We start from the raw sequence: 20,628 nt of genomic DNA on the forward strand, positions 1-20,628 counted from the left end.
AACAAGTCGCTAGGGTGGGGGCATGGCGAGAACCGCAGCGGCGTCGGAGACGCGATGGCTGAGCCGCGAGGAGCGAGCGGCCTGGCTGGCCAACTCCGCGATCATGATCAGTCTTCCCGCGGCCCTGGATGCACGGATGCGGCGCGAGACCACCCTGACGTTCTTCGAGTACATGGTGCTCTCGGTCCTGTCCGAGGAACCGGAGCGCACTCTGCAGATGAGCGACCTGGCCGCGCGGACGTCGGCGTCGCTGTCCCGCCTGTCGCATGTCGTCGGACGCCTGGAGAAGCGCGGACTGCTCAGCCGGGCCCGGCTCCCCGGCTCCGGCCGACGCACCAGCTCGACGCTGACCGAGGCGGGCTACGAGACGGTCGTCGCCGCGGCTCCCGGACACGTCACAGCGGTCCGCGAGTACCTCATCGACCTGCTCGAACCCCACGAACTGGCGGCGTTGCAGCGCATCGGCACCGCGGTCGACGCCGCCATCGGCCGAGGGGCGCTCGATCCCGACCCGACGTCGTCGGCTCCGTCCGGCACATGACGATCGAGATCGCGGTGGCTCGTGCCTCACCCCGCCCCACGACGACGATCACGCGGGCGCCCGGGTCGTCGGAGGCGATGGTCGCGTCGGCGCCATGCCGGCGGCGGCCGCGGGTTGGACTCGCCGACCCCGCCACCACCTCAGGGTCCTACTTGCTCGCCTGCACGATGGCGCCGGCGAACGTGTCGGGCGCCTCGACCGGGACGAAGTGGCCGACCCCATCCACGGGCTGCACGGTGACCTGCGCGAAGAACTCGCCGACACGGTCGGACCAGGCGCCCGGGAACAGGGGGTCGTGCTCGGCCCAGAGGAACGTCGTGGGGACCATGATCTTCTCGTCGGGGACCGTCTCGCCCAGGTAGCGCGCCACGACGTCTCCGGCTGCTCGGTAGTAGCCGATCGACGCAACGAATGCGCCGGCAGGGCCGTACGCCGACGTCAGGTGCTCGAGCCGGGCGGCGTCCACGATGAAGTCAGGGCCGGACCAGTGGGTCCAGAAGTACTCCAGATAGTCCCGCACGGCGTCGGGGTTCCCGTCGAGGAGCTTCTCGGCCAGGTCGAGATGATGGAATGACTGATACCAGAACTCGCGAAACGGACCTTCGTCGAGTATCCGTGACCCGACGCCTGGAGCTGGTGGCGTGATGACCATGGCGCTGAGCAGGTCGGGCCTGTCCCTCGCGAGCTGCTGACCGACCCTGCTTCCGATGTCGTAACCGCCCAGCACGACTCGGGACAGCCCCAGCTCTTCGATCAGTCCCGTGACACTGCGGGCCTGGGCCACCAGGCTGTAGTGGTCGCCGGGGTCGCGGAGGTGCTTGTCCGAGGCGCCGAAACCGCGCAGGTCCGGCACGACGACGTCGAACTCGTCCCCAAGTCTCTCGGCGACGGACGCCATGTCCGTCCGGTCCCCAGGCCAACCATGAAGCAGGACCACCGGCGGCCGACCGACCGATCCCAGACGGTCGAAGCTCAGGGTGAACCCATCGACCGGGGCGCTCATCGACATGGAGAACACGCTCCTTCCAGCAACGCTTGCCCGTGACCCGAGCCGACACACGCTCTCGCGCGTCGAGCGACCCAGCATCGACGATCGCCTTCCGCGAGCTCCAGTGGCTGGACGGACAACAACCGTCACGATCAGGCCACTCCCTCGACGGCGAGGGACTCGGCATGATCGAGGACGTCGTTCACAGCGGACGAGTCCGCTATGGCCCGTCGGTCGAGCTGCACGGCGTCGGGGGGCGTGCGGTGGAACTTGGGCGAACGGGCCTCGGTGACGGCGCCGGCAGTGGGCGCTGTCGGTATGACGGTTCCGACCTCGACGGTGCGCTGCGCTGTCTCGGCCTCGACCCCGACGACCCAGCCGATGCGCGCGATGCCGATGCGGTCACAGGGTTGTGGAGCGGCCGTGCCCTCGGACCTGCACCAGGCCGGTTCGTCGTCGAGTGCGGCAGTGGCTGTCCGCGGCTGCAGATCTCGGGTCACGCGCGCAGCATCCGATCGTCCGCGGGCGCGGCACCGATCCGCCGTAGCGATGCCTGTGCGAGGGCGCCGTTCGGTCAATGTGCGGCTCCGAGCTCGAGGGCGAGCACACCGGCGATGACGAGCGCGATGCCGCCGAACTGCACCGGGGTCAGAGTGTCACCGAGGAACACCGCGCCGATGACCGCGACGAGCGCAACCCCGGCGGCTGCCCAGATCCCGTAGGCGAGCCCGACCGGCACCCCGGCCTGCAGCACCTGGGAGAGCAGGCCGAACGCACCGACGTAGCCGATGACCACCAGGACCGCAGGGACGAGTCGGGTGAAGCCCTCGGAGAGACGCAGGTTGATCGTGGCCACCACCTCGAGCACGATCGCCCCGGCCAGGAGCAGATAGGGCACGGGTCAGTCCTCCCTGGCGGCGTGGCCGCCGAGGTGGCGGGCCAGGAACCGCTCCAGGGTGCGGTAGAGCTCGATGTTGCTGTCCGGGTTGACGAACCAGTGTCCTTCGCGCTCGTTGAGCAGGTACTCCACCTCGGCACCGCGGGCCCGTAGCGCCTCGGCGACGCGGTCGGCGTTGCGGCGGTGCACGCGGACGTCGTTGGCGCCGTGGATCAGCAGGACGGGGGCGCTGATGTCGTCGACCCGGCTGATCGGGGAACGGGCGAGCATGTCGGCCTCCTGGGCCGGGTCGTCGGGGTCGCCGATGTAGCGGCCGTAGCTGTTCCGCACGGCCTTGCGGGCGAAGGGGACGACCGACCTCGTGAGGTCGGTGAGGTCGGACATCCCGGTGTAGCTGATCGCGGCGGCGAAGCGGTCCGGGGTGAAGGCGGCGCCGACGAGGGCGGCGTAGCCGCCGTAGGAGCAGCCGTAGATCGCGACGCGGCCGGGGTCGGTGCAGCCCTGCTCGACGGCCCAGTCGAGGGCGTCGATGACGTCGTCGTGCATGCGCCCTGCGAACTCGCCGATCGCGGCCTGGGTGAAGGTCTTGCCGTAGCCGGTCGAGCCGCGGAAGTTCACCTGCAGCACCGCGTAGCCGCGGGCGGCCAGGAGCTGGACCTCGGGGTCGTACCCCCAGCTGTCGCGGTACCAGGGTCCGCCGTGCAGCAGCACCACCGTCGGCAGGTCCCGGGGCTCCACCCCGACCGGCAGCGTCAGGTGGCAGGGCAGGTCGAGGCCGTCGCGCGAGCGGACGGTGACCGGGGTGACCGGGGCCAGCCGGGCCGGGTCGAGATGGGGGTGGGGCCGGAACAGGCGCCGCGCCGTGCCGGTGGCGTGGTCGTAGAACCAGGTGACCCGGTGGTCGCGGTCGTGGGTGAAGTCCACGACCCAGCGCAGGCCTGCGTCGTCGCAGGACACGTGGGCGAGATCGCCGTCGGACAGCTCGGCCAGCCGGGGCAGGACCTCGGCGAAGTGCGGGTCGAGGGCGTGGACCACCTGACGGGTGCCGAGGTAGCGGGCGCCGAGCAGCTCACCGGTCGCCGGGTGCACGATCAGCGGCGGCGCGAACCGGGGGTCGGCTGTGGGGCGCTGGGCGTCCAGGTCGAACACCGGGTGGCTGTCCACCCCGTTCTGCTCGCCGGTGTCCAGGTCGAGCCGGGCCAGCCGGGTGCGGTCCGAGCCTCGCGGCGTGCCGATCCACAGCCCTGCTCCGTCCGGCGTCGGCACGCAGGGCAGGACGCCGAAGGGATAGTCCAGGCCGGAGAAGCTGATGACCGGGCGGGCCGTACCACCGGTCCACTCCGACAGCAGGTGGGTGCCGTCCTCGGCGAGGCCGAACGACAGGATCCGTCCGGTCGGTGTCCGCAGCCAGCCGGTCACGTCGCCGGGGCTCTCGGCGAGCACGGTCGACCGGCCCGTGTCGAGGTCGATCTCGTGCAGGTCGATCAGGTCGGGGCGGCGGGCGTTGAGCTGGACGAAGGCCGACGCCGGCCGGTCGGCGCAGAACTGGGTGCCCAGCACCCGGACCCCGGGGAACGGGGTGAGGTCGACGGCGGGCTCGTCCGGCCGGGCCGGGTCGACGCGCATCAGGTGGTGGTTCTCGTCGCCGTCGGTGTCCTGCAGGTGGAGCAGGTGCCGTGAGTCGGGGCTCCAGGAGAACATGTCGATGCTGCGGTGGTCGTCGGAGGTGAGCCGGCGGGCGGCCGGGTCGTCCGGGGAGTCGGTCTCGGGCCAGTCGCCGTCGAGGTCGCGGACGAACACGTTGAGCCGGTCCCGCCACGGGGCGAGGTAGGCGACGGTCGTGCCGTCCGGGGAGATCCGGGCGTCGATGCGGGCGGGCGGGGCGAAGAACTGCTCGACGGTGATCAGGTCGGGCGCGGTCGTCGTCATGGCGGACCTCCGGGGTCGAGGGGCGGACACGGTGCAGTCGAATCCATGCCGTCGCGGCCGGGTCAAGACCTGCCGGTGTGACCTCGGCCCCGCCGGCACCGGCGTCGCGGCGCGCGACGCGGGATTCGTCGCCGTCGACCGGGTACGGGGCTGGTGCCCCGGTCAGGGCGGGTGCGACGTGGCATGACCTCGAACGGGTGAAGCTCCCGGGTGGCTGGGCGATCGCCCAGCCGCAGGTCAGGTCCCGGTCCGGTAGCACCTCGGAGCTGCCGGGTGGGGAGCCGGAGCACCGGTAGGAGTCCACCTGCGGTGTCGATGCCCCCGGGCGTCCTCCACCACCGGATCGGGGCGCGACATCGCGTCCGGCGTGGTCGACCGGTCCGCGTTCGAGCGTCACGCCGCCGCGTCCACGCCGAACAGCCGCTGCAGGAGCACGTCGCGGGGCCGTTCGTCCCGTCCGGTACGCGGGTCGGTCCCGGCGGTGCGCCGAGTCGTGAGACACCCGGGTCCACGGGCCGGACGGCACGGCGGGTCGGCCACGTCGCGGTCACCCGGGCGGCGTCCAGCGGAATCCCTGCGATCGACGGTGCCGTCGTGAGACCTGCGCCCTGCGACCGTGGAACGACACCGCACGATGCCCGGGCGGACCGCCTACGCGACGAGCAGTACCCAGGTCCGTCCCGGGTGCAGGGGCACCTCACGACCATCGGGCGCGGTCAGACGGGTGGGGTCGCCCGCGGCGGGACGGGACCACCGGGCGGGGAACGAACGGCCGTCACGCAGGACCTCGGCGTCGCCCGCACCGACGGTGAGCGCGATCGGGGAGGCCGAGCCTGCGCTGTCCCGGACCGAGGACTCGACGACCCCGACCCGTTGCACGACCACCGTGTCCGCCCGCACCGGCCGCCGGTCCGGACCGGCGACGGCGATCTCGTCGCCGGTCGCGATCGTCCAGGCGTCGTCGGGTGCGCTCCAGGTGACGGTGACGGCGGTGGAACCCACCCGGACCGTGCGCTCCGGGGCGGGGGCACCGCCGTCCGGCGCCGGCCCGAAGCGCAGGCCGATGTCCTGGACCGGCCCGGCCTCCGGCACCCGGCCGCGGAGGTCCGCCAGGTCCACGTAGACGTTCACCGGCGCCGGCCGCCGGTCGTCACGCCGGAACGCCGCCGGGAACCCGCGGGGCACGGCCGGGACCAGCGGCGCGGCGACGAGCTGGTCCAGGACCGGCGGTGCGGCGCCGGAGAAGACGAGGGCCGGGCGGCCGTAGGCGCCGAGCACGCCGATGTCGGTCTCCCGGGCACTGCGCACCGGCCCCACCGAGCCCGGCAGCTGCGAGGCGAACACGGCGAGCAGCCGGGTGAGGCCGCCCTCGACCGGCTCGACGTAGACGACGTCGGCGAACTCGACGCCGTCCCACGGGCGCGCCTGCGCGGTGTTGTCGATCTTGACGGCGAACACTCTCGCTCCGGGCTCGGAGGGCAGCCCGGTCAGTGGTGACAGGAGCGGCGCGGGCGGCGCCGGAGCGGTCGCCGGTGGCGGTACCGGCACGGACGGAGCGCATCCGACGGCGCCCACCAGCAAGAGTCCGACGAGGGCTCTCACCGCCGGGTTCCCACGCACCGGCGCACCGTACTCCGCCCCGTCGTGCGTCCTCCGGTTACCCGGCCGAGCGCGAGCCGGTGCCGGACCGGTCCCGGGGCCTGCCGCCGGCCGACCGCGGCCGAGACGGCCCGGGTGCTCGCTCACGCCGGTGTCGAGCCCTGCTCGGGGACGACGCCGGGTCAGGCCCGTCGGGTTCGACCCGGCCGAGCGGAGGTCGCAGGTCGCGAGGCGGCCCCGGACCATCCGCTCGGGCGCGGGACGGTGCTCAGAACGGGTACTGCGGCAGGTCACCGCGGACCGTGACCCACTGGGTCTCGGTGAACGCCTCGATGTTGGCCTCGGCGCCACCGTGGCGCGATCCGTTGCCCGAGTCCCCGACCCCGCCGAAGGGGGCGACCGCCTCGTCGTTGACCGTCTGGTCGTTGATGTGGACCAGTCCGGACGGGATCCGGTCGGCCAGCGCGAGGCCCTTCATCACGTCCCGGGTCAGGATCCCCAGCGAGAGGCCGTACCCGGTCCCCGCCGCCAGCCGGACGGCCTCGTCGAGGTCGTCGAAGGGGACGACGGGCGCGACCGGCCCGAAGATCTCGTCCGCGTAGGCGGGCGCGGTCAGGGGCACGTCGCCGAGCACGGTGGGGCGGTAGAACAGGTCCTCGTAGCTGCCGCCCGCGAGCACCCGTGCCCCGGCCGACACACTGCCGGTGACGATCTCGTGCACCCGGTCGCGCTGGCCCGCGTCGATCAGCGGGCCGATGGCGACCGCGTCCGAGGCGGGGTCGCCGACGGGAAGCTTCTCGGCCCGTTCGGCCAGCAGCGCCGCGTAGTCCGCCGCGATGCCGGACGCCACCAGATGACGGCTGGACGCCATGCAGATCTGGCCGGCGTGGTTGAACGAGCCGAACGCCCCGACCGAGGTGGCCCGGTCCAGGTCGACGTCGTCGAGCACGACCAGGGCGGAGTTGCCGCCGAGCTCGAGGTGCACCCGCTTGAGCCGGTCCGCCGCGGCCCGGGCGATGGCCTGCCCGGCCCGGGTCGAGCCGGTGAAGGCGATGACCGGGACCTCCGGGTCGTCGACCAGCGCTGCACCGACGTCCGCTCCGCCCGGCAGCACGTGCAGCAGCCCGGGGGGCAGCCCCGCCTCCTCGAACACCCGCGCGAACACGACTCCGCCGCTGACGGCGGTGCGGGGGTCCGGCTTGAGGACCACCGCGTTGCCCAGGGCGAGCGCCGGCGCGATGGCCCGGATCGCCAGGATGATGGGGGCGTTGAACGGCGCGATGACGCCGACGACCCCGACCGGGCGTCGCCGCTCCATCGACAGCCGCGGCTGGGTCGACCGCAGGAGCCTGCCGTAGGGGTGGGCGGCCAGTGCGGCCGCCTCGCGGCACTCCTCGGCGGCGACGGCCCGCGTCTGGAAGCCGGCGAACGGGCGGATCGCCCCGGACTCGCGGATGAGCCAGTCGTGGATCTCGTCCTCGTGCTCGACGAACAGGTCCGCGGCGCGGCGCAGCACCGCGGCGCGGGCGTCGTACGGCTGCGCGGCCCACTCCCGCTGGGCGGCGACGGCCGTGGTCGCCGCCGTGCGGACGTCCGCGGCGGACGCCGCGCCCACCTCGGCCAGGGTCGCGCCGGTGGCCGGCTCGACGGACGGGTAGGTCCCCGCCCCGCCCTCGACCCACCCCCCGGAGTAGATCCGCCCCTGCCAGCGGACGGCGTCCAAGAAGCTCATGCTGTCACCTCGTCGTGGTAGTCCGGTGGAACCCGGGTCGGGGCGGATCACGGTGCGACGGTGACGTCGAGCACCAGGGGTGTCGTGCGCCGCTCCAGCGTCGGTACGACCTTGTCCAGCACCGCGGTCAGGTCGCCGTGGTCGACCACCCTGTGGGACTCGCAGCCCAGCGAGGTCCCCAGCCCGCTGATGCTGATCTCCTCGAACGCGGGCCACGGGGCCGCGCCCGGTGTGCCGGTGGCCGAACCGCGGCCCCCGGCGAGCCGGTCCATGATCGCGTAGCGGCCGTTGGACAGCACGATCACGAGCACTCCGACGCCGTAGTGGGCCGCGCTCCACAGCGCCTGGATCCCGTAGAGGGAGGAGCCGTCCCCGATCACCGCCACGACGGGTCGCTGCGGCGAACCCAGCCGCACCCCCACGGCGGCGGGCAGTCCGAAACCCAGGCCGCCCATGGCGGCGCTGAGGAACCCCAGCGGAGCCCGGGCCGGCACGAGCTCGTGCAGCAACGCCCGGCTCGACGGGGTCTCCTCGACCACCACGGTCTCGCGCGGCAGCCGTTCCGCGAGCGCGGCGAAGACGTGCTCGGGACGCAGCGGCTCGCCGGCGACGGGCGGCGCGACGACCCGGGTGCGGCGGAGGTCCGCCGGTACCGCGTCCCGGGCCGGGACCCGCCGGGCCAGCTCGGCGCACACGGCCGCGGGCGCCGCGACGACGGCCAGTTCGGCAGGGCTGCGCAGTGCCTCGTCCGGATCGTCGGTGATCACGACGATCCGGGTGCCGGGTTCGACGAGCGCCCCGTCCTCGAAGGGGTACTGGCGGAACGCCGCCGCGCCCACCACCAGCACCAGGTCGTGCCCGGCCAGCGACGAGCGCACACCGGCGCGTCCGGCCGGCAGGTGCCCGGCGAAGCGGGGGTGGTCCTGCGGGAAGCCCGCCCGCGCGCCGAACGGCTCCTGCCAGACCGGCATCGCGAGCCGGTCGGCGAGGGCCACCAGCGCCGCCCAGGTCTGCTCGTCGTCGGCGCCCGCCCCGGCCACCAGCGCCGGGGACCGCGACCCGGTGAGCAGCTCGGCGACCGCGTCGCACGCTGCGGGATCGGCAGCGGCGGTGCGGAGCGACCGCACCGGGGCGGCCTCGGCGGCACCGTCGTGTTCGGCGTCCCAGTCGTCCATCGGCACGATCACCACGGCGGGGCCGCGGTGCAGGTTCGCCTCGTGCCAGGCCCGCGCCACGGCTCCGGGCACGTCCTGGGCCCGGACGGGCTCGCACACCCAGACCGCGTGGGGACGGACGAGCTCGTCGAGGCGCTGCCCGGCGAGGAAGGGCTCGAACGCGAGGTGGCGGCGGTCCTGCTGCCCGACCACGACCACCAGCGGTGCCCGGTCGACCTGTGCGGTCGCCAGCGCGCCGACCGCGTTGCCCAGGCCCGCCGTGGTGTGCAGGATCGCCACCGCCGGCCGCTGCCGCGCGAGCGCCCACCCGGTCGCCATCCCCACCACCGAGCCCTCGTGCAGGGCCAGCACGAACTCCAGGTCGTCGGGCAGGTCGGTGAGCAGGGAGATCTCGGTCGAGCCGGGATTCGCGAACAGCGTCGTCGCCCCCTGGCGGCGCAGCATGGCCAGCGTGGCGTCGCGGACGGTCGTCATCGCGCGCCCGTCCCGGTGCCGGCCGCGATCGCGACGTCGGTGGCGGGCTCGCCGATGCTCGCCGCGGCGGCGCGGACGCGCTCGGCGGCGTGCCGCAGGGCGGACCGTTCCTCGTCGGCGAGATCCCACTCGAGGACCTCCTCGACCCCGCCCGGGCCGAGCCGCACCGGCACCCCGATCCCGACGCCGTCGATGCCGTACTGGCCGGTGAGCACGACCGAGGCGGGCCACGGCTCGCCGGATCCGGTGGCGACGGCCTCGACGAGAGCGGCGGCGCCCGCACCGGAGCTCCACGTGGAGGTGCGCCCGGAGTCGAGCGCCACGTGCCGGGAGTACCAGGTGGTCATGTACTCGTCCGCGACGGCGCGCTGCGCATCGGTCAGGACCACCGGCTCGCCGCGCAGCCGCACCCGGCTGTAGAGCGGGACCTGGGCCTCGCCGTGCTCGCCGAGCACCCACGTCTCCACGTCCTGGGGCCGGGCGTCGAGCGCCCGGGCAACCCCCGTCCGCATGCGGAGTCCGTCGTTCACGGTGTAGCCGATGATCCGCCGCGGATCGAGGCCCGTCCGCTGCTGCAGGCGGGTGAGGAGCGCGTCGACCGGGTTGGTCAGCACCATCAGGATCCCGCCCCAGCCCGCCGCGACGAGCGGGTCCACGATGCCGTCGAGGAGCGCGGCGTTCTCGGCGAGGAAGACCGAGCGCGACGCGTTGAGCCGCAGCGGGACGGCGGCGCTCAGCACCACCACGTCGGCGTCGAGCGCGTCGTGCGGCTCGCCCCCGCGGACCGACCGTGCCCCGCCGAACGCGAGCACGTCCTGCAGGTCCATGACGTGGCTGGTGATCATGTTGGGCCGGGAGTCGACGAGTACGACGTCGTAGGGGGTGTCGGTGCGGAGGAGGTTGTAGGCGAGCGACGACCCGATGCCGCCTGCGCCGCCGACGATGACGACCTTCACGAGGTGGGCTCCGTTTCCTGGGTGGTGGAGCGGTCCGCCCGCCGGGGGAAGGCCGCTGCGCGGACCTCGTCGTAGGGGCGGCCCGCGACGCCGGGCCGGGAACGTCCGACGGCGCTGCCGACCACGGCCAGCAGGAACGCCGCGGGGACCGAGACCAGCGCGGGGATGGACAGGGGGAAGATCGCGTTTCCGGCGCCGAGGACGTCCGGGCCGAGTGCCACGAGCACCAGCGAGATGAGCAGGCCGCCGATGATGGCCACCTCGGCTCCCAGCCGGTTGAACCCGCGCCAGTAGATGCTCAGCACGAGGACCGGCGTGAGCGTGCTGGCCGCGATCGCGAACGCGACGTTGGCGAGGAACGCGATGTTCAGGTTGCGGGCACCGAACGCGAGCAGGATCGCGACCACGGCGAGCACGACGCCGGCGATGCGGCCCATGAGCAGCTGCTGCTTCGCGCCGACCGCACCCCGCTTGACCACGTTGGTGTACAGGTCGTGCGCCGCGGCCCCGGACGCCGCGATGGCGATGCCGCTGAGCACCGCGAGGATCGTCGCGATGACGACGCCCGCCAGCACGGCGAACAGCAGGTTGCCGCCCAGCATCTCGGCCAGCCGTGCGACGGCGAGGTTCCCGCCGGGGCTGTCGGCGACGATCTGCTCCCGTCCGACGATGTCGAGCGCGGCGTAGCCGAAGACCGGCAGCAGCAGGAAGAACACCGAGAAGATGATCATTCCGTAGAAGGCCGACGTCCGCGCCGCCCGCCCGTCCCGGGTGGTGAGGAAGCGCAGCATCACGTGCGGCAGCCCCATGATGCCCAGGCACAGGCCGATCATCAGGGACACGTTGTTCAGGGAGTTCGTCAGCGGCAGCGGGTGCGCGCTCACCACGTCGTCCCCGAACCGCTCGGCGGCGACCTGGAGCGGCCCCAACGGGTTCCAGTCGTAGTGGGCGACGACGAACAGCAGCAGGAGGAAGACGGTGGCGAGCAGCAGGACGGTCTTGAAGATCTGGATGTAGGTCGCGGCGACCATCCCACCCATCACCATGTACACCGTCATGAGCACGGCGAGCAGGACGACCGCCAGCTCGTAGGGCACCCCGAGCAGCAGCTGGGCCAGCACACCGGCGCCGACGAACTGGATCGTCATGTAGATGACGCTGGTGACGAGCGTCGTCGACGCGATCGCTCCGCGCAGCAGCCGGCCCTCGAACCGGAAGGCGACCACGTCGGCGAGGGTGAACCGGCCGAGGTTGCGCAACGGGACCGCCACCACGAGCAGCACCAGCAGGAACGCGGTCGGGATGCCGATCGCGAGGTAGAAGCCGGCGAAGCCGGTCAGGGCGACCGCACCGGTGATGCCCAGCAGGGCCGCCGACGAGATCTGCTCGCCGGCCAGGGCCAGCCCGTTGCCCAGGCCCGACACACGACGACCGGCGACGTAGTGGTCGCCCGCGTCCGCCGTGCGGCGCGCCGCGAGGAATGCGAGGACCAGCGTCACGGCGATGATCGAGCCGGCGACGGCGATGGAGGTGATGTTCACGGGGCGATCTCCCCGGCGGTCTCCGCGCGGTTCTGCGCGCGGACGTACAGCCCTGCCGCGACCACGACGAGGACGAAGTCGAGGAAACCGATCACGTAGCCGATCCCGATCCCCCCGACGGTGCCGGCGAAGAGCGGCGTGAACAGCATGAGTACGACCAGCACCAGCAGCAGGACGAAGGCGATGGCGCCCGTCGTCAGACTGCGGCGGATCTGTGCGGAGACGACGGTGTCGTCAGGACCGTGGTGACGCATCGGTGCGTTCCTCTCGACGGACGGACGTTGTCCTTCGGTGCGAGCGGGGACGCTAGGTCGACCGGACCCGGCGGAGAATGGCACTGTCTCTGTATGCGAGACACCGGGCTGCTGCAGACCCTCGACCGGGGGCTGACGATCCTGGAGGTCCTGGCCCAGGCGCGGTATCCGCTGACTCTCGCCGACCTGTCGGAGCGGCTGGGCGTCCACCGTTCCATCACCCACCGCCTGGTGCGGACGCTCCAGGCGCACCACCTCATCGCCCGTACGCCCACCGGGTACGTGCTCGGCACGGGCACCACCGCACTGGGACGGGCTGCGCTGCCCGTGGTGCAGCAGGTCGCGAAGGGCGAGGTCTACCACCTCGCGCGCCGCACCGACCTGACCGCGTTCCTGGTCGTCCGCGACGGGCCGGACGTGGTCACCCTCATCTCGGTGGACACCAGCAGCGCCCGGCTGAACGTCGTCTACAGTCCGGGCGCACGCCATCCCCTGGAGGTCGGTTCACCGGGCCTGGCCGTGCTGGCCGGGGGAGAGGCACGACCGGACGAACGGCCCGAGGTCACCCGCGGTCGCGCCGCGGGCTACGTCGTGACGTTCGGGGAGGTCATCGAGCACCAGGGCAGCGTCGCCGCCCCCATCCGCTCCGCGCCCGGCAGGGCCATCGGTTCGCTGGCCCTCACCTTCGGCCACGAACGTCCGGGCAGCCGGCAGATCGATGCGCTGCTCGACAGCGCCGCCGTGGTCTCCGCCCGCCTCGTCCAGGCGCAGCTGCGCGGCGCCGTCGTCCCGGACCTGGACGCGTCCGGCGACCCGTCGGGAACGCCCTGACCCGGTATCTCCGTCAACGCCGTCGCGCAGGACCGGCCCGCGGTCAGTAGAACCCGTCGCGGGTGGCGCCGAACCGGGAGCCCGAGGGCCGTCCGAGGCTCCGGCTCAGGCGTTCGGCCGTGGCCAGTACGTGCGGCAGGACGGTCTCGACCAGCCTCTCCGGTGAGCACCGGCCGACGCTGGTCGCGGACGCCAGCGCCGCGACGACCGTCCCCGTGTGGTCCCGCACCGGGACCGCCACGGCCATGAGGTCCGGGTCGAGCTCGCCGACGGCCAGCGCCCAGCCCCGGGTCTGCACCTCCCGGAGGATCCCGCGCAACGCCTTCGGGTCGGTGACGGTCCGCGGGGTGCAGGCCGGGGGACCCGCGGCGAGCACCCGGGCGATGGTCGGTTCCTCGGCCCAGGCCAGCAGGACCCGCCCCATCGCGGTCGCCGTGGCCGGGACCCGGGTGCCGGGGGAGACGTCGACCTGCATGATCCGGCGTACCGGCACCCGGGCGACGTAGACGGCGTCCGTGCCGTCCAGCACGGTCAGCGAGGCGGACTCGTCGGTCTGCTCGGCCAGCTGCGTCAGGTAGGGGCGGGCGGCGTCGACGATCGAGTGCGTCGCGGTGTACCGCTGTCCGACCGACAGCACGCGCGGCGTCAGCCGCCAGTGGCCGTGCGCCTGCTCGACGTAGCCCAGGTGCTCGAGGGTCAGCAGGATGCGGCGGACGGCGGGCCGGGACAGGCCGGTCGCCGCCGCCACGTCCGAGCTGGTCGGCCGGGGCCGGTCGGCGTCGAAGGCGAGCAGCACGGCGAAACCCCGCTCGATGCTCTGGATGCGGTCCCGGTCGCCGGCACCGTCGGCCACATGGGTCATTGGGACGGGATTCCTCTCAATTCATCGTGACCCGGTCCGTGCGGGTGCCGTAGGGGCGTTGACCAGCGCGAACTCACCCGACACAGTGGTCGTGAACGCAAAGCGGGCAGTACGTACGCAGAGCGTACAGGAAGGAGCGATCGATGGCGATCGACCCGCGAGAGCTGCGCCGGTGCCTCGGGCACTTCGCCACCGGCGTCACCGTCATCACCTGCCAGGGAGCCGACGGCACGCCGCACGGCGCGACGGTGAACGCCTTCACCGCGGTGTCGCTCGACCCGCCGCTGGTGCTGGTGTCACTGGACCGGCGGTCCCGGCTGTGCGCGCTCGTCGAGCAGGAGCGGCGGCCGTTCACCGTGAACGTCCTCGCCTCGGGGCAGAAGGAGCTGGCGCTGCACTTCGCGGGCCGGCCCAACCAGGACGTCGGCTGGCTGCCCGACAGCGCGTGCGGCGCGCCCCGGCTCGCCGGCGCCCTGGCGCACATCTCCTGCACCCCCTGGCAGGCCTACGACGGCGGTGATCACGTTCTCTACCTGGGCGAGGTCCAGGAGTTCCTGATCCACGACGGAGCCCCGCTGCTGTTCCACACCGGCCGGTTCCACCACCTCGGCGACGACCACGAGCCCGTCCTCTGGGGCGACTCGGCCGACGGCCCGGCGGGCCAGAGCTGGATCACCGGCGCGGCGGTCCGCTGACCACGACCCCCCACGGCGCCGTGCGCCCGTACGGCCCGAACCGCATGCCCGAACGACGAAGGAGTCGACGATGACCCTGCAGCAGGACTCGGTCGCCACCCCCACCGGGGCGGACGGCCGCGTGACCCGGCCCATGACCGGTGACGAGTACGTCGAGAGCCTCCGCGACGACCGCGAGGTCTACCTCTACGGCGAGAAGGTCGCCGACGTGACCACGCACCCGGCGTTCCGCAACGCCGTGCGGATGACCGCGCGGCTCTACGACGCGCTGCACGACCCGACCCGGTCGGAGAAGCTGACCGTCCCCACCGACACCGGCAGCTCCGGCGTCACCCACCCGTTCTTCCGGACCCCGCACTCGGTCGAGGACCTCAGGAAGGACCGCGAGGCGATCGCCGAGTGGGCGCGGATGACCTACGGCTTCATGGGCCGGTCCCCCGACTACAAGGCCGCGTTCCTGGGCACCCTGGGTGCGAACTCCGAGTTCTACGACCCCTACGCCGCCAACGCCCGGCGCTGGTACGAGGAGTCGCAGGAGAAGGTTCTCTACTGGAACCACGCGATCATCAACCCGCCGGTCGACCGGCACCGCCCGCCGGACGAGGTCTCCGACGTGTTCATGCACGTCGAGGAGGAGAACGACAACGGCGTCGTCGTCTCCGGGGCCAAGGTCGTCGCCACCGGTTCGGCGATCACCCACTTCAACTTCCTCGCCCACTACGGCCTGCCGATCAAGAAGCGCGAGTACTCGCTGGTCTGCACCGTGCCGATGGGTGCGCCCGGGATGAAGCTGATCTGCCGGCCGTCCTACGCCCAGCAGGCCTCGATGATGGGCAGCCCGTTCGACTATCCGCTCTCCTCGCGGATGGACGAGAACGACACGATCTTCATCCTCGACAAGGTGCTCATCCCCTGGGAGAACGTGTTCATCTACGGCGACGCGGAGAAGGCGTCGACGTTCTTCCCCGGGTCCGGCTTCCTGCACCGCTTCACCTTCCACGGCGTCACCCGGCTCGCGGTCAAGCTCGACTTCATCGCCGGCCTGCTGATGAAGGGTCTGGAGGTCACCGGCTCCAAGGACTTCCGCGGCGTGCAGACCCGGGTCGGCGAGGTCATCGCCTGGCGCAACATGTTCTGGGCGCTGTCGGATGCGATGTGCGCCAACCCCGACGAGTGGGTGGGCGGGGCGAAGCTGCCCAAGCTCGACTACGGCCTGGCCTACCGCTGGTTCATGACCCTGGGCTACCCGCGGGTCAAGGAGATCATCATGCAGGACCTGGGCGCCTCGCTGATCTACCTGCCCAGCCACTCCGCGGACTTCCTCTCCCCGGAGGTCCGGCCCTACCTGGACAAGTACGTCCGTGGCTCGAACGGGTACGAGGCCGTCGACCGGGTCAAGCTCATGAAGCTGATCTGGGACTCGATCGGCTCGGAGTTCGGTGGGCGCCACGAGCTCTACGAGCGCAACTACTCCGGCAACCACGAGGGCGTGCGTGCCGAGCTCCTGTTCGCCGCCGAGGCGTCGGGCACCGCGTCGGCGATGAAGGGCTTCGCCGAGCAGTGCCTCGACGAGTACGACCTCAACGGCTGGACCGTGCCCGACCTGATCAACAACGACGACGTGCGGCTCTTCGGCCGCAACGGCCGCTGAACCCGGGGCGCGCCATGACCACCACCGACCACGACACCGTCCCCTCCGGCGCCGGGCTCGCCGGCGCGAACGCCACCGAGTCCGCCCGCCTGGGCCTGTCCAGCAGGCGCACCGCGGCGGGCGGCGGCGCCGACGCCGACCGCGTCGCCGCCGTCGTGGGCGCCGCGCTGGAGGGGATCCGGGCGGCGATCCGCGACCACAAGGTGACCTACTCCGAGTTCGACGCGTTCAAGCGCTGGCTCATCGAGGTCTCCGACACCGGCGAGTGGCCGCTGTTCCTCGACGTCTACCTCGAGTTCGAGGTCGAGCGGGTGGCCGCCGAGTCCCAGCAGGGTTCGACCGGCACCATCCTCGGCCCGTTCTGGCTCGACGGCCAGGTCCGGCTGCAGTCCCCGGCGACCCTGCCGATGCGCGAGGACGAGCCCGGCACCCCGCTCGTCCTCGCCGGCCGTGTGACCGGCACCGACGGCACGCCGCTGCCCGGGGCGACGGTCGACATCTGGCACACCGACGACGAGGGCTGGTACTCCGGCTTCGCGGAGAAGCCCCCGGCCGGGAACCTGCGCGGCGTCGTCGCCTGCGACGAGCAGGGCCGGTTCGAGATCCACACCCGCCGGCCCGCCCCGTACACGATCCCGCTGGACGGCCCGACCGGGAAGCTCACCACGACCGCGGGATGGAGCCCGTGGAGACCGGCCCACCTGCACCTCCTGGTCTCCGCCCCCGGGCACCGCACGGTCACCACCCAGCTGTTCTTCACCGGTGACCCCTACCTGGACTCCGACGTCGCCTCGGCGACCAAGCCGGAGCTGGTACTCGACCCGCAGCCCACCGGCGACGGCGACGAGGTCCGCTCGGACCACGACTTCGTCCTCGAACCCGAGTAGTCCGAACGGGTGGGGCGGGCCCCGGCACGGGGCCCGCCCCACCCCTCGGCGCAACCGTGACGTGGAGGTCCCGGTCATGACCGCCGCCCAGGCACCCGAGCGCACCCCGAGCCGGCCCGTCGTCCCGCTGTGGTGGGGCGTCGACGCCGTCCCCGACTCCTTCGGCCCCTGCGTGGTGACCGTCGGTGTCTTCGACGGCGTCCACCGTGGCCACCGACGCCTCATCGACCACGCCCGAGCCGTCGGGCGGGAGCGGGGGCTCCCGGTCGTGCTGCTCACCTTCGACCCGCACCCGGCCCGCGTGCTCGGGGTCGACCGCGACACCGCCGTCCTGACCACCGTGGACCACCGCGCCGAGCTCGCGGCCGCCGCCGGTGTCGACGCGGTCTGCGTACTGCGCTTCACCGCCGGGCTGGCCGCCCGGACCCCGGACGAGTTCGCTCGCGACGTCCTGGCCGGCGGGCTGGGGGCCGCGGCGGTCGTCGTCGGCGCGAACTTCACCTTCGGCGCCCGCGCCGCCGGGGACGTCACCACGTTGGCGACCCTGGGGACGGGGTTCGGCTTCACCACCCACGTGGTGCCGCTGCTGCGCGTGGTCGACGCCCCGTGCTCGTCCACCCACGCCCGGCGGTGCATCCGGTCGGGCCGGCTCGACGCCGCGGCGCGGGCCCTCGGCCGCCCGCACCGGGTCGACGGCGCGCGCCGCGGTGACGTCGTCCGTCCCGAGCCCGGGACGGCGCTCCCACCGCCCGGCCGCTACCACGGCCTCGTCGACGGCAGGGCGGCCGACGTGGAGGTGCTGCCCGACGGGCAGATGCGGATCGTCGCGGCCGCGGGGGACCGGCCGTCACCGGACGCTCCGGTCTCGGTCGTCTTCGCCGGGGACGGCGGCGCGCTCCGATGACCAGCGCGGAGCAGCGCCTCGCCCGCCTGGAGGCCATCGAGGAGATCCGGGCCCTCGACGCGCGCTACTGCCGGGCCCTCGACGACGGCGACTGGGACACCCTGGTCTCGCTGTTCACCGACGACGGCGAGTTCGTCGGCCTCCGCCACGCCCGGGGCCCGGTCGGTCTGCGCCGCTTCTTCGCCGGCCTGGCCCGTGAGGGGCTCACCTCGTTCTGGCACCACGTGTCCAACCTGGAGGTCGAGCTGGACGACGACGCCGTGAACGGCGAGCCCGCGGCGGCGCGTGTCCACTCGCTGCTGTGGCAGCCCTGCGTCCGCGACGGGGTGCCGCACGTGGCCGCCGGTCGCTACGACGACCGCGTCGTGCGCCTCGACGGTGAGTGGCGCTACCGGCGCAAACGCGTCTCGTTCGACTACTTCGCCCCGCTCGCCGACGGCTGGGAGAAGGGCGTGTTCAGCGTCGAGGACGCCGCCGCGACCTTCCGGACGGGCGCGCCCGAACCGGAGGTCGAGTTCGTCCACGCCCCGATCGACCTGGCGCACCGGATCGACGGCCGCGAGGGTGCCCCCGTCCTCGTGCTCGGACCGTCGCTGGGCACCGACCTGCACCTGTTCGACGAGCAGGTCGACGCCCTGGCCGACGACTTCCGCATCGTGCGCTACGACCTGCCCGGGCACGGTGCGAGCCCGGCACCTGCCGGGCCGTACACGATGGCCGGCCTCGCGCGCGACGTCGTCGCGCTGCTCGACCGGCTCGACATCGGCCGCGCCCACTACGCGGGGGTCTCGATCGGCGGCGCCATCGGCCAGCAGATCGTCCTCGACCACCCCGGCCGTCTCGAGACCCTCACGGTGATCGCCTCGGCCGCACGGTTCGCCGAACCCTCCAGCTGGCCGGCGCGTGCGCAGGAGGTCCGGGCGAAGGGGACGGCCGCGATGATCACGAGCCGGGCCGGGGTCTGGTTCACCCACGACTTCGTGCGCACCCGCAACGAGGAGGCCGTCCGGCTGCTGCGGATGCTCGGGGCGACCGACCCGGAGGGCTACGCCGGATGCTGCGAGGCGATCGGCGCCTTCGACGTCCGGCGACGGCTGCCGGAGATCACCGTCCCGACACTCGTGATCGCCGGTGGCGCCGACCCGGCCACACCGCCGGAGATGGCGAAGATCGTCGCCCACGGGGTGGCGGACGGGCGCTACGTCGTCATCGACGGGGCCGCGCACCTCACCAACGTGGAGGCGGCCGAGCGGGTCACCGGACTGGTGCGGAGCTTCGCCGCCGGCCCGCGCGGCGCCGCCGCCCCGACACCGGGCGGAGGAGAGGCTCGAGGAGGTCGGCGCGCGAGCCACTCCTGATCGTGGGCGGGTCCGGTCGCCGGAGCGGCACGGCCGGGAGCCGACGGCGGTCCGTGCCCGCCACGCCGCCCCTCCCGCTGCTCAGCCCGCCCACAGCGGTTCGTCGCGGTCGACGGTCCAGGCGACCATGGCGCTGTCGAGGTAGGCGCGGACCTCCACGATCCGGGCGCCGGGCCGGGCCGATCGAACCGGCGGGCCCGGCGGTAGCCGTTGTCGAACGGCGCCCCGTCGAGGGTCACCGAGGTCGCGCGCAGCTCGGCGACGGTGATCTCCCCGGCGACGTGGAGGTGGCTGACCTCGAGGCGGATCCCGTCCCGCATCAGCGGTCCGGGTCCGCCGTGACCGGCGTTGTCGCTGTCCGGGGTCAGGTCGCGGCGAGCCGGTCGGCCAGCTCGCGGCACACCTCGTCCAGGGTCGCCAGCCCGGCGGCCACCGCGGGCCGGTGCCGCGCACCGGCGCGGACCGCGGCGACCACCCGGCGGATCGGCACCGGCGGCGTGCCGATCCGGATCCGCCGGGTCTCGTGACGGGCCGGGACGTCGGCCAGGCGGGGGACCAGCGCGACGCCGAACCCGCGGGAGACGAGCGCGGCGCCGGTGTCCCACTCGTCGGCGTGGTGGGCGATGTCGGGCGCGAACCCCGCGCCGGCGCAGGCCATCGTCACGAGCTGGTGGTAGGCCCGTCCCGGATTGCTGCAGATCCACCGCTCCGCGGCCGTGTCGGCCAGCGCCACGTCCGCGCGCCCGACCAGCGGGTGGTCCGGGCCGACCAGCAGGTCCAGCGGCTCGTCGAACAGGGTCCGCTGGTCGAACGCCGGGTCGGTCACCGGCGGGAGGCTCGACGTCGCGACGACCACCACGATGTCGGTGTCACCCGCGGCGAGCAGGTCGAACGCCCGCGCCGGCTCGCACTCCAGCAGCTGCAGCTCCCACCCGGGGTGGGCGGTGCGCAGCCGTCCCAGCACCTCCGGCACGACGGCCGCCGCCGCGGTGGAGAACCCGCAGAACCGCAGCGCCCCGCCGGTGTCGCCGTCGCGGTGGGCCGCGAGGTCGGCCTGCGCCCGTTCCCACTGCGCCCGCAGGGTCTCGCCGTGCGTCAGCAGGGTCCGCGCCGCGGCGGTCAGGCGCACGCGTCGTCCGTCGGGTTCGAGCAGCGTCACCCCCAGCTCGCGGGCCAGCGCCTGCATCTGGTGCGACGCCGCCGACGGCGTCATCCGGCACACCTCGGCCGCCGCGGTCACCGTCCCGTGCCGCGCGATCGCGGCCAGCACCCGCAGCCTCCGGTCGATCATTCGCCGAAAGTACAAGATTCCGGGTCCGATTCTGCGATGGACCTGAACGGTTCCCGACGCCC

Annotated in this window: 19 protein-coding genes; 7 read left to right on the forward strand and 12 right to left on the reverse strand. The window is 73.3% G+C overall.

The window, feature by feature from the left end:
* The first annotated feature begins 22 nt into the window (after positions 1-22).
* Positions 23-541 (forward strand): MarR family winged helix-turn-helix transcriptional regulator, encoded by a 519-nt coding sequence (locus tag KPF22_RS09000; protein WP_224401725.1) that lies wholly within the window; start codon positions 23-25, stop codon positions 539-541.
* A 148-nt stretch (positions 542-689) separates the two neighbouring features.
* On the opposite strand, the gene KPF22_RS09005 is transcribed toward KPF22_RS09000, so the two are convergent.
* From KPF22_RS09005 to KPF22_RS09050, 10 genes are all read right to left on the reverse strand, one after another.
* Complete coding sequence (locus KPF22_RS09005) at positions 690-1,550, reverse strand: alpha/beta fold hydrolase (RefSeq protein WP_224401726.1); 861 nt, start codon at positions 1,548-1,550, stop codon at positions 690-692.
* Positions 1,551-1,681: 131 nt separating this feature from the next.
* Complete coding sequence (locus tag KPF22_RS09010) at positions 1,682-2,029, reverse strand: hypothetical protein (RefSeq protein WP_224401727.1); 348 nt, start codon at positions 2,027-2,029, stop codon at positions 1,682-1,684.
* Positions 2,030-2,103: 74 nt separating this feature from the next.
* Positions 2,104-2,427, reverse strand: a complete 324-nt coding sequence (locus KPF22_RS09015) for a multidrug efflux SMR transporter (RefSeq protein ID WP_208823057.1) — start codon at positions 2,425-2,427, stop codon at positions 2,104-2,106.
* Positions 2,428-2,430: 3 nt separating this feature from the next.
* A complete protein-coding gene (locus KPF22_RS09020) occupies positions 2,431-4,356 on the reverse strand; it encodes a S9 family peptidase (protein ID WP_224401728.1) in 1,926 nt (641 codons plus the stop codon).
* Between the two features lie 651 nt (positions 4,357-5,007).
* Positions 5,008-6,201 carry a DUF3048 domain-containing protein gene (locus tag KPF22_RS09025; RefSeq protein ID WP_224402401.1) on the reverse strand — a complete coding sequence of 398 codons (1,194 nt, stop codon included), beginning with the start codon at positions 6,199-6,201 and terminating at the stop codon, positions 5,008-5,010.
* A gap of 22 nt (positions 6,202-6,223) precedes the next feature.
* On the reverse strand, positions 6,224-7,687 hold the full coding sequence (locus KPF22_RS09030) for an aldehyde dehydrogenase family protein (protein WP_224401729.1): 1,464 nt from the start codon (positions 7,685-7,687) through the stop codon (positions 6,224-6,226).
* A 47-nt stretch (positions 7,688-7,734) separates the two neighbouring features.
* Complete coding sequence (gene mdlC, locus KPF22_RS09035; protein ID WP_224401730.1) at positions 7,735-9,336, reverse strand: benzoylformate decarboxylase; 1,602 nt, start codon at positions 9,334-9,336, stop codon at positions 7,735-7,737.
* The gene (locus KPF22_RS33040; protein ID WP_208823063.1) at positions 9,333-10,292 is read right to left on the reverse strand and encodes a malate dehydrogenase; all 960 of its coding nucleotides are present in this window, start codon (positions 10,290-10,292) and stop codon (positions 9,333-9,335) included. Before KPF22_RS33040 ends, mdlC begins: the two co-directional genes overlap by 4 nt.
* Positions 10,289-11,833, reverse strand: a complete 1,545-nt coding sequence (locus tag KPF22_RS09045) for a cation acetate symporter (protein WP_224401731.1) — start codon at positions 11,831-11,833, stop codon at positions 10,289-10,291. The genes KPF22_RS33040 and KPF22_RS09045 overlap by 4 nt, the downstream gene beginning before the upstream one ends.
* The gene (locus KPF22_RS09050; RefSeq protein ID WP_208823067.1) at positions 11,830-12,087 is read right to left on the reverse strand and encodes a DUF485 domain-containing protein; all 258 of its coding nucleotides are present in this window, start codon (positions 12,085-12,087) and stop codon (positions 11,830-11,832) included. The genes KPF22_RS09045 and KPF22_RS09050 overlap by 4 nt, the downstream gene beginning before the upstream one ends.
* A gap of 93 nt (positions 12,088-12,180) precedes the next feature.
* Here KPF22_RS09050 and KPF22_RS09055 point away from each other — a divergent pair, with 93 nt between their 5' ends.
* On the forward strand, positions 12,181-12,918 hold the full coding sequence (locus tag KPF22_RS09055; RefSeq protein ID WP_208823069.1) for an IclR family transcriptional regulator: 738 nt from the start codon (positions 12,181-12,183) through the stop codon (positions 12,916-12,918).
* A gap of 43 nt (positions 12,919-12,961) precedes the next feature.
* Here the strand turns inward: KPF22_RS09055 and KPF22_RS09060 are convergent, their stop codons facing one another.
* Positions 12,962-13,780 (reverse strand): IclR family transcriptional regulator C-terminal domain-containing protein, encoded by an 819-nt coding sequence (locus KPF22_RS09060; protein ID WP_062396943.1) that lies wholly within the window; start codon positions 13,778-13,780, stop codon positions 12,962-12,964.
* 143 nt (positions 13,781-13,923) lie between these two features.
* Between KPF22_RS09060 and KPF22_RS09065 the strand changes: the two genes are divergently transcribed.
* From KPF22_RS09065 to pcaD, 5 genes are all read left to right on the forward strand, one after another.
* Positions 13,924-14,475, forward strand: a complete 552-nt coding sequence (locus tag KPF22_RS09065) for a flavin reductase family protein (protein WP_208823083.1) — start codon at positions 13,924-13,926, stop codon at positions 14,473-14,475.
* Positions 14,476-14,545: 70 nt separating this feature from the next.
* A complete protein-coding gene (locus tag KPF22_RS09070; protein ID WP_208823085.1) occupies positions 14,546-16,126 on the forward strand; it encodes a 4-hydroxyphenylacetate 3-hydroxylase family protein in 1,581 nt (526 codons plus the stop codon).
* 14 nt (positions 16,127-16,140) lie between these two features.
* Positions 16,141-17,013 (forward strand): dioxygenase, encoded by an 873-nt coding sequence (locus KPF22_RS09075; RefSeq protein WP_224401732.1) that lies wholly within the window; start codon positions 16,141-16,143, stop codon positions 17,011-17,013.
* Between the two features lie 76 nt (positions 17,014-17,089).
* The gene (locus tag KPF22_RS09080) at positions 17,090-17,917 is read left to right on the forward strand and encodes an adenylyltransferase/cytidyltransferase family protein (RefSeq protein WP_208823090.1); all 828 of its coding nucleotides are present in this window, start codon (positions 17,090-17,092) and stop codon (positions 17,915-17,917) included.
* A complete protein-coding gene (gene pcaD, locus KPF22_RS09085) occupies positions 17,914-19,275 on the forward strand; it encodes a 3-oxoadipate enol-lactonase (RefSeq protein WP_224401733.1) in 1,362 nt (453 codons plus the stop codon). The genes KPF22_RS09080 and pcaD overlap by 4 nt, the downstream gene beginning before the upstream one ends.
* Before the next feature lie 364 nt (positions 19,276-19,639).
* On the opposite strand, the gene KPF22_RS09090 is transcribed toward pcaD, so the two are convergent.
* Positions 19,640-20,566: a LysR substrate-binding domain-containing protein gene (locus KPF22_RS09090; protein WP_208823092.1), complete on the reverse strand. Its 927-nt coding sequence runs from the start codon at positions 20,564-20,566 to the stop codon at positions 19,640-19,642.
* Positions 20,567-20,628 lie beyond the last annotated feature (62 nt).

The organism is Pseudonocardia sp. ICBG1034, from assembly GCF_020131375.1.
Taxonomy (GTDB): Bacteria; Actinomycetota; Actinomycetes; order Mycobacteriales; family Pseudonocardiaceae; genus Pseudonocardia; species Pseudonocardia alni.

Bases quoted from the DNA above. Each gene is read 5' to 3' on its own strand.
- KPF22_RS09000 (WP_224401725.1), top strand. From the start codon at position 23: ATGGCGAGAACCGCAGCGGCGTCGGAGACGCGATGGCTGAGCCGCGAG.
- KPF22_RS09005 (WP_224401726.1), bottom strand. From the start codon at position 1,550: ATGTCGATGAGCGCCCCGGTCGATGGGTTCACCCTGAGCTTCGACCGT.
- KPF22_RS09020 (WP_224401728.1), bottom strand. From the start codon at position 4,356: ATGACGACGACCGCGCCCGACCTGATCACCGTCGAGCAGTTCTTCGCC.
- KPF22_RS09025 (WP_224402401.1), bottom strand. From the start codon at position 6,201: ATGGTCCGGGGCCGCCTCGCGACCTGCGACCTCCGCTCGGCCGGGTCG.
- KPF22_RS09030 (WP_224401729.1), bottom strand. From the start codon at position 7,687: ATGAGCTTCTTGGACGCCGTCCGCTGGCAGGGGCGGATCTACTCCGGG.
- mdlC (WP_224401730.1), bottom strand. From the start codon at position 9,336: ATGACGACCGTCCGCGACGCCACGCTGGCCATGCTGCGCCGCCAGGGG.
- KPF22_RS09050 (WP_208823067.1), bottom strand. From the start codon at position 12,087: ATGCGTCACCACGGTCCTGACGACACCGTCGTCTCCGCACAGATCCGC.
- KPF22_RS09055 (WP_208823069.1), top strand. From the start codon at position 12,181: ATGCGAGACACCGGGCTGCTGCAGACCCTCGACCGGGGGCTGACGATC.
- KPF22_RS09060 (WP_062396943.1), bottom strand. From the start codon at position 13,780: ATGACCCATGTGGCCGACGGTGCCGGCGACCGGGACCGCATCCAGAGC.
- KPF22_RS09065 (WP_208823083.1), top strand. From the start codon at position 13,924: ATGGCGATCGACCCGCGAGAGCTGCGCCGGTGCCTCGGGCACTTCGCC.
- KPF22_RS09070 (WP_208823085.1), top strand. From the start codon at position 14,546: ATGACCCTGCAGCAGGACTCGGTCGCCACCCCCACCGGGGCGGACGGC.
- KPF22_RS09075 (WP_224401732.1), top strand. From the start codon at position 16,141: ATGACCACCACCGACCACGACACCGTCCCCTCCGGCGCCGGGCTCGCC.
- KPF22_RS09080 (WP_208823090.1), top strand. From the start codon at position 17,090: ATGACCGCCGCCCAGGCACCCGAGCGCACCCCGAGCCGGCCCGTCGTC.
- pcaD (WP_224401733.1), top strand. From the start codon at position 17,914: ATGACCAGCGCGGAGCAGCGCCTCGCCCGCCTGGAGGCCATCGAGGAG.
- KPF22_RS09090 (WP_208823092.1), bottom strand. From the start codon at position 20,566: ATGATCGACCGGAGGCTGCGGGTGCTGGCCGCGATCGCGCGGCACGGG.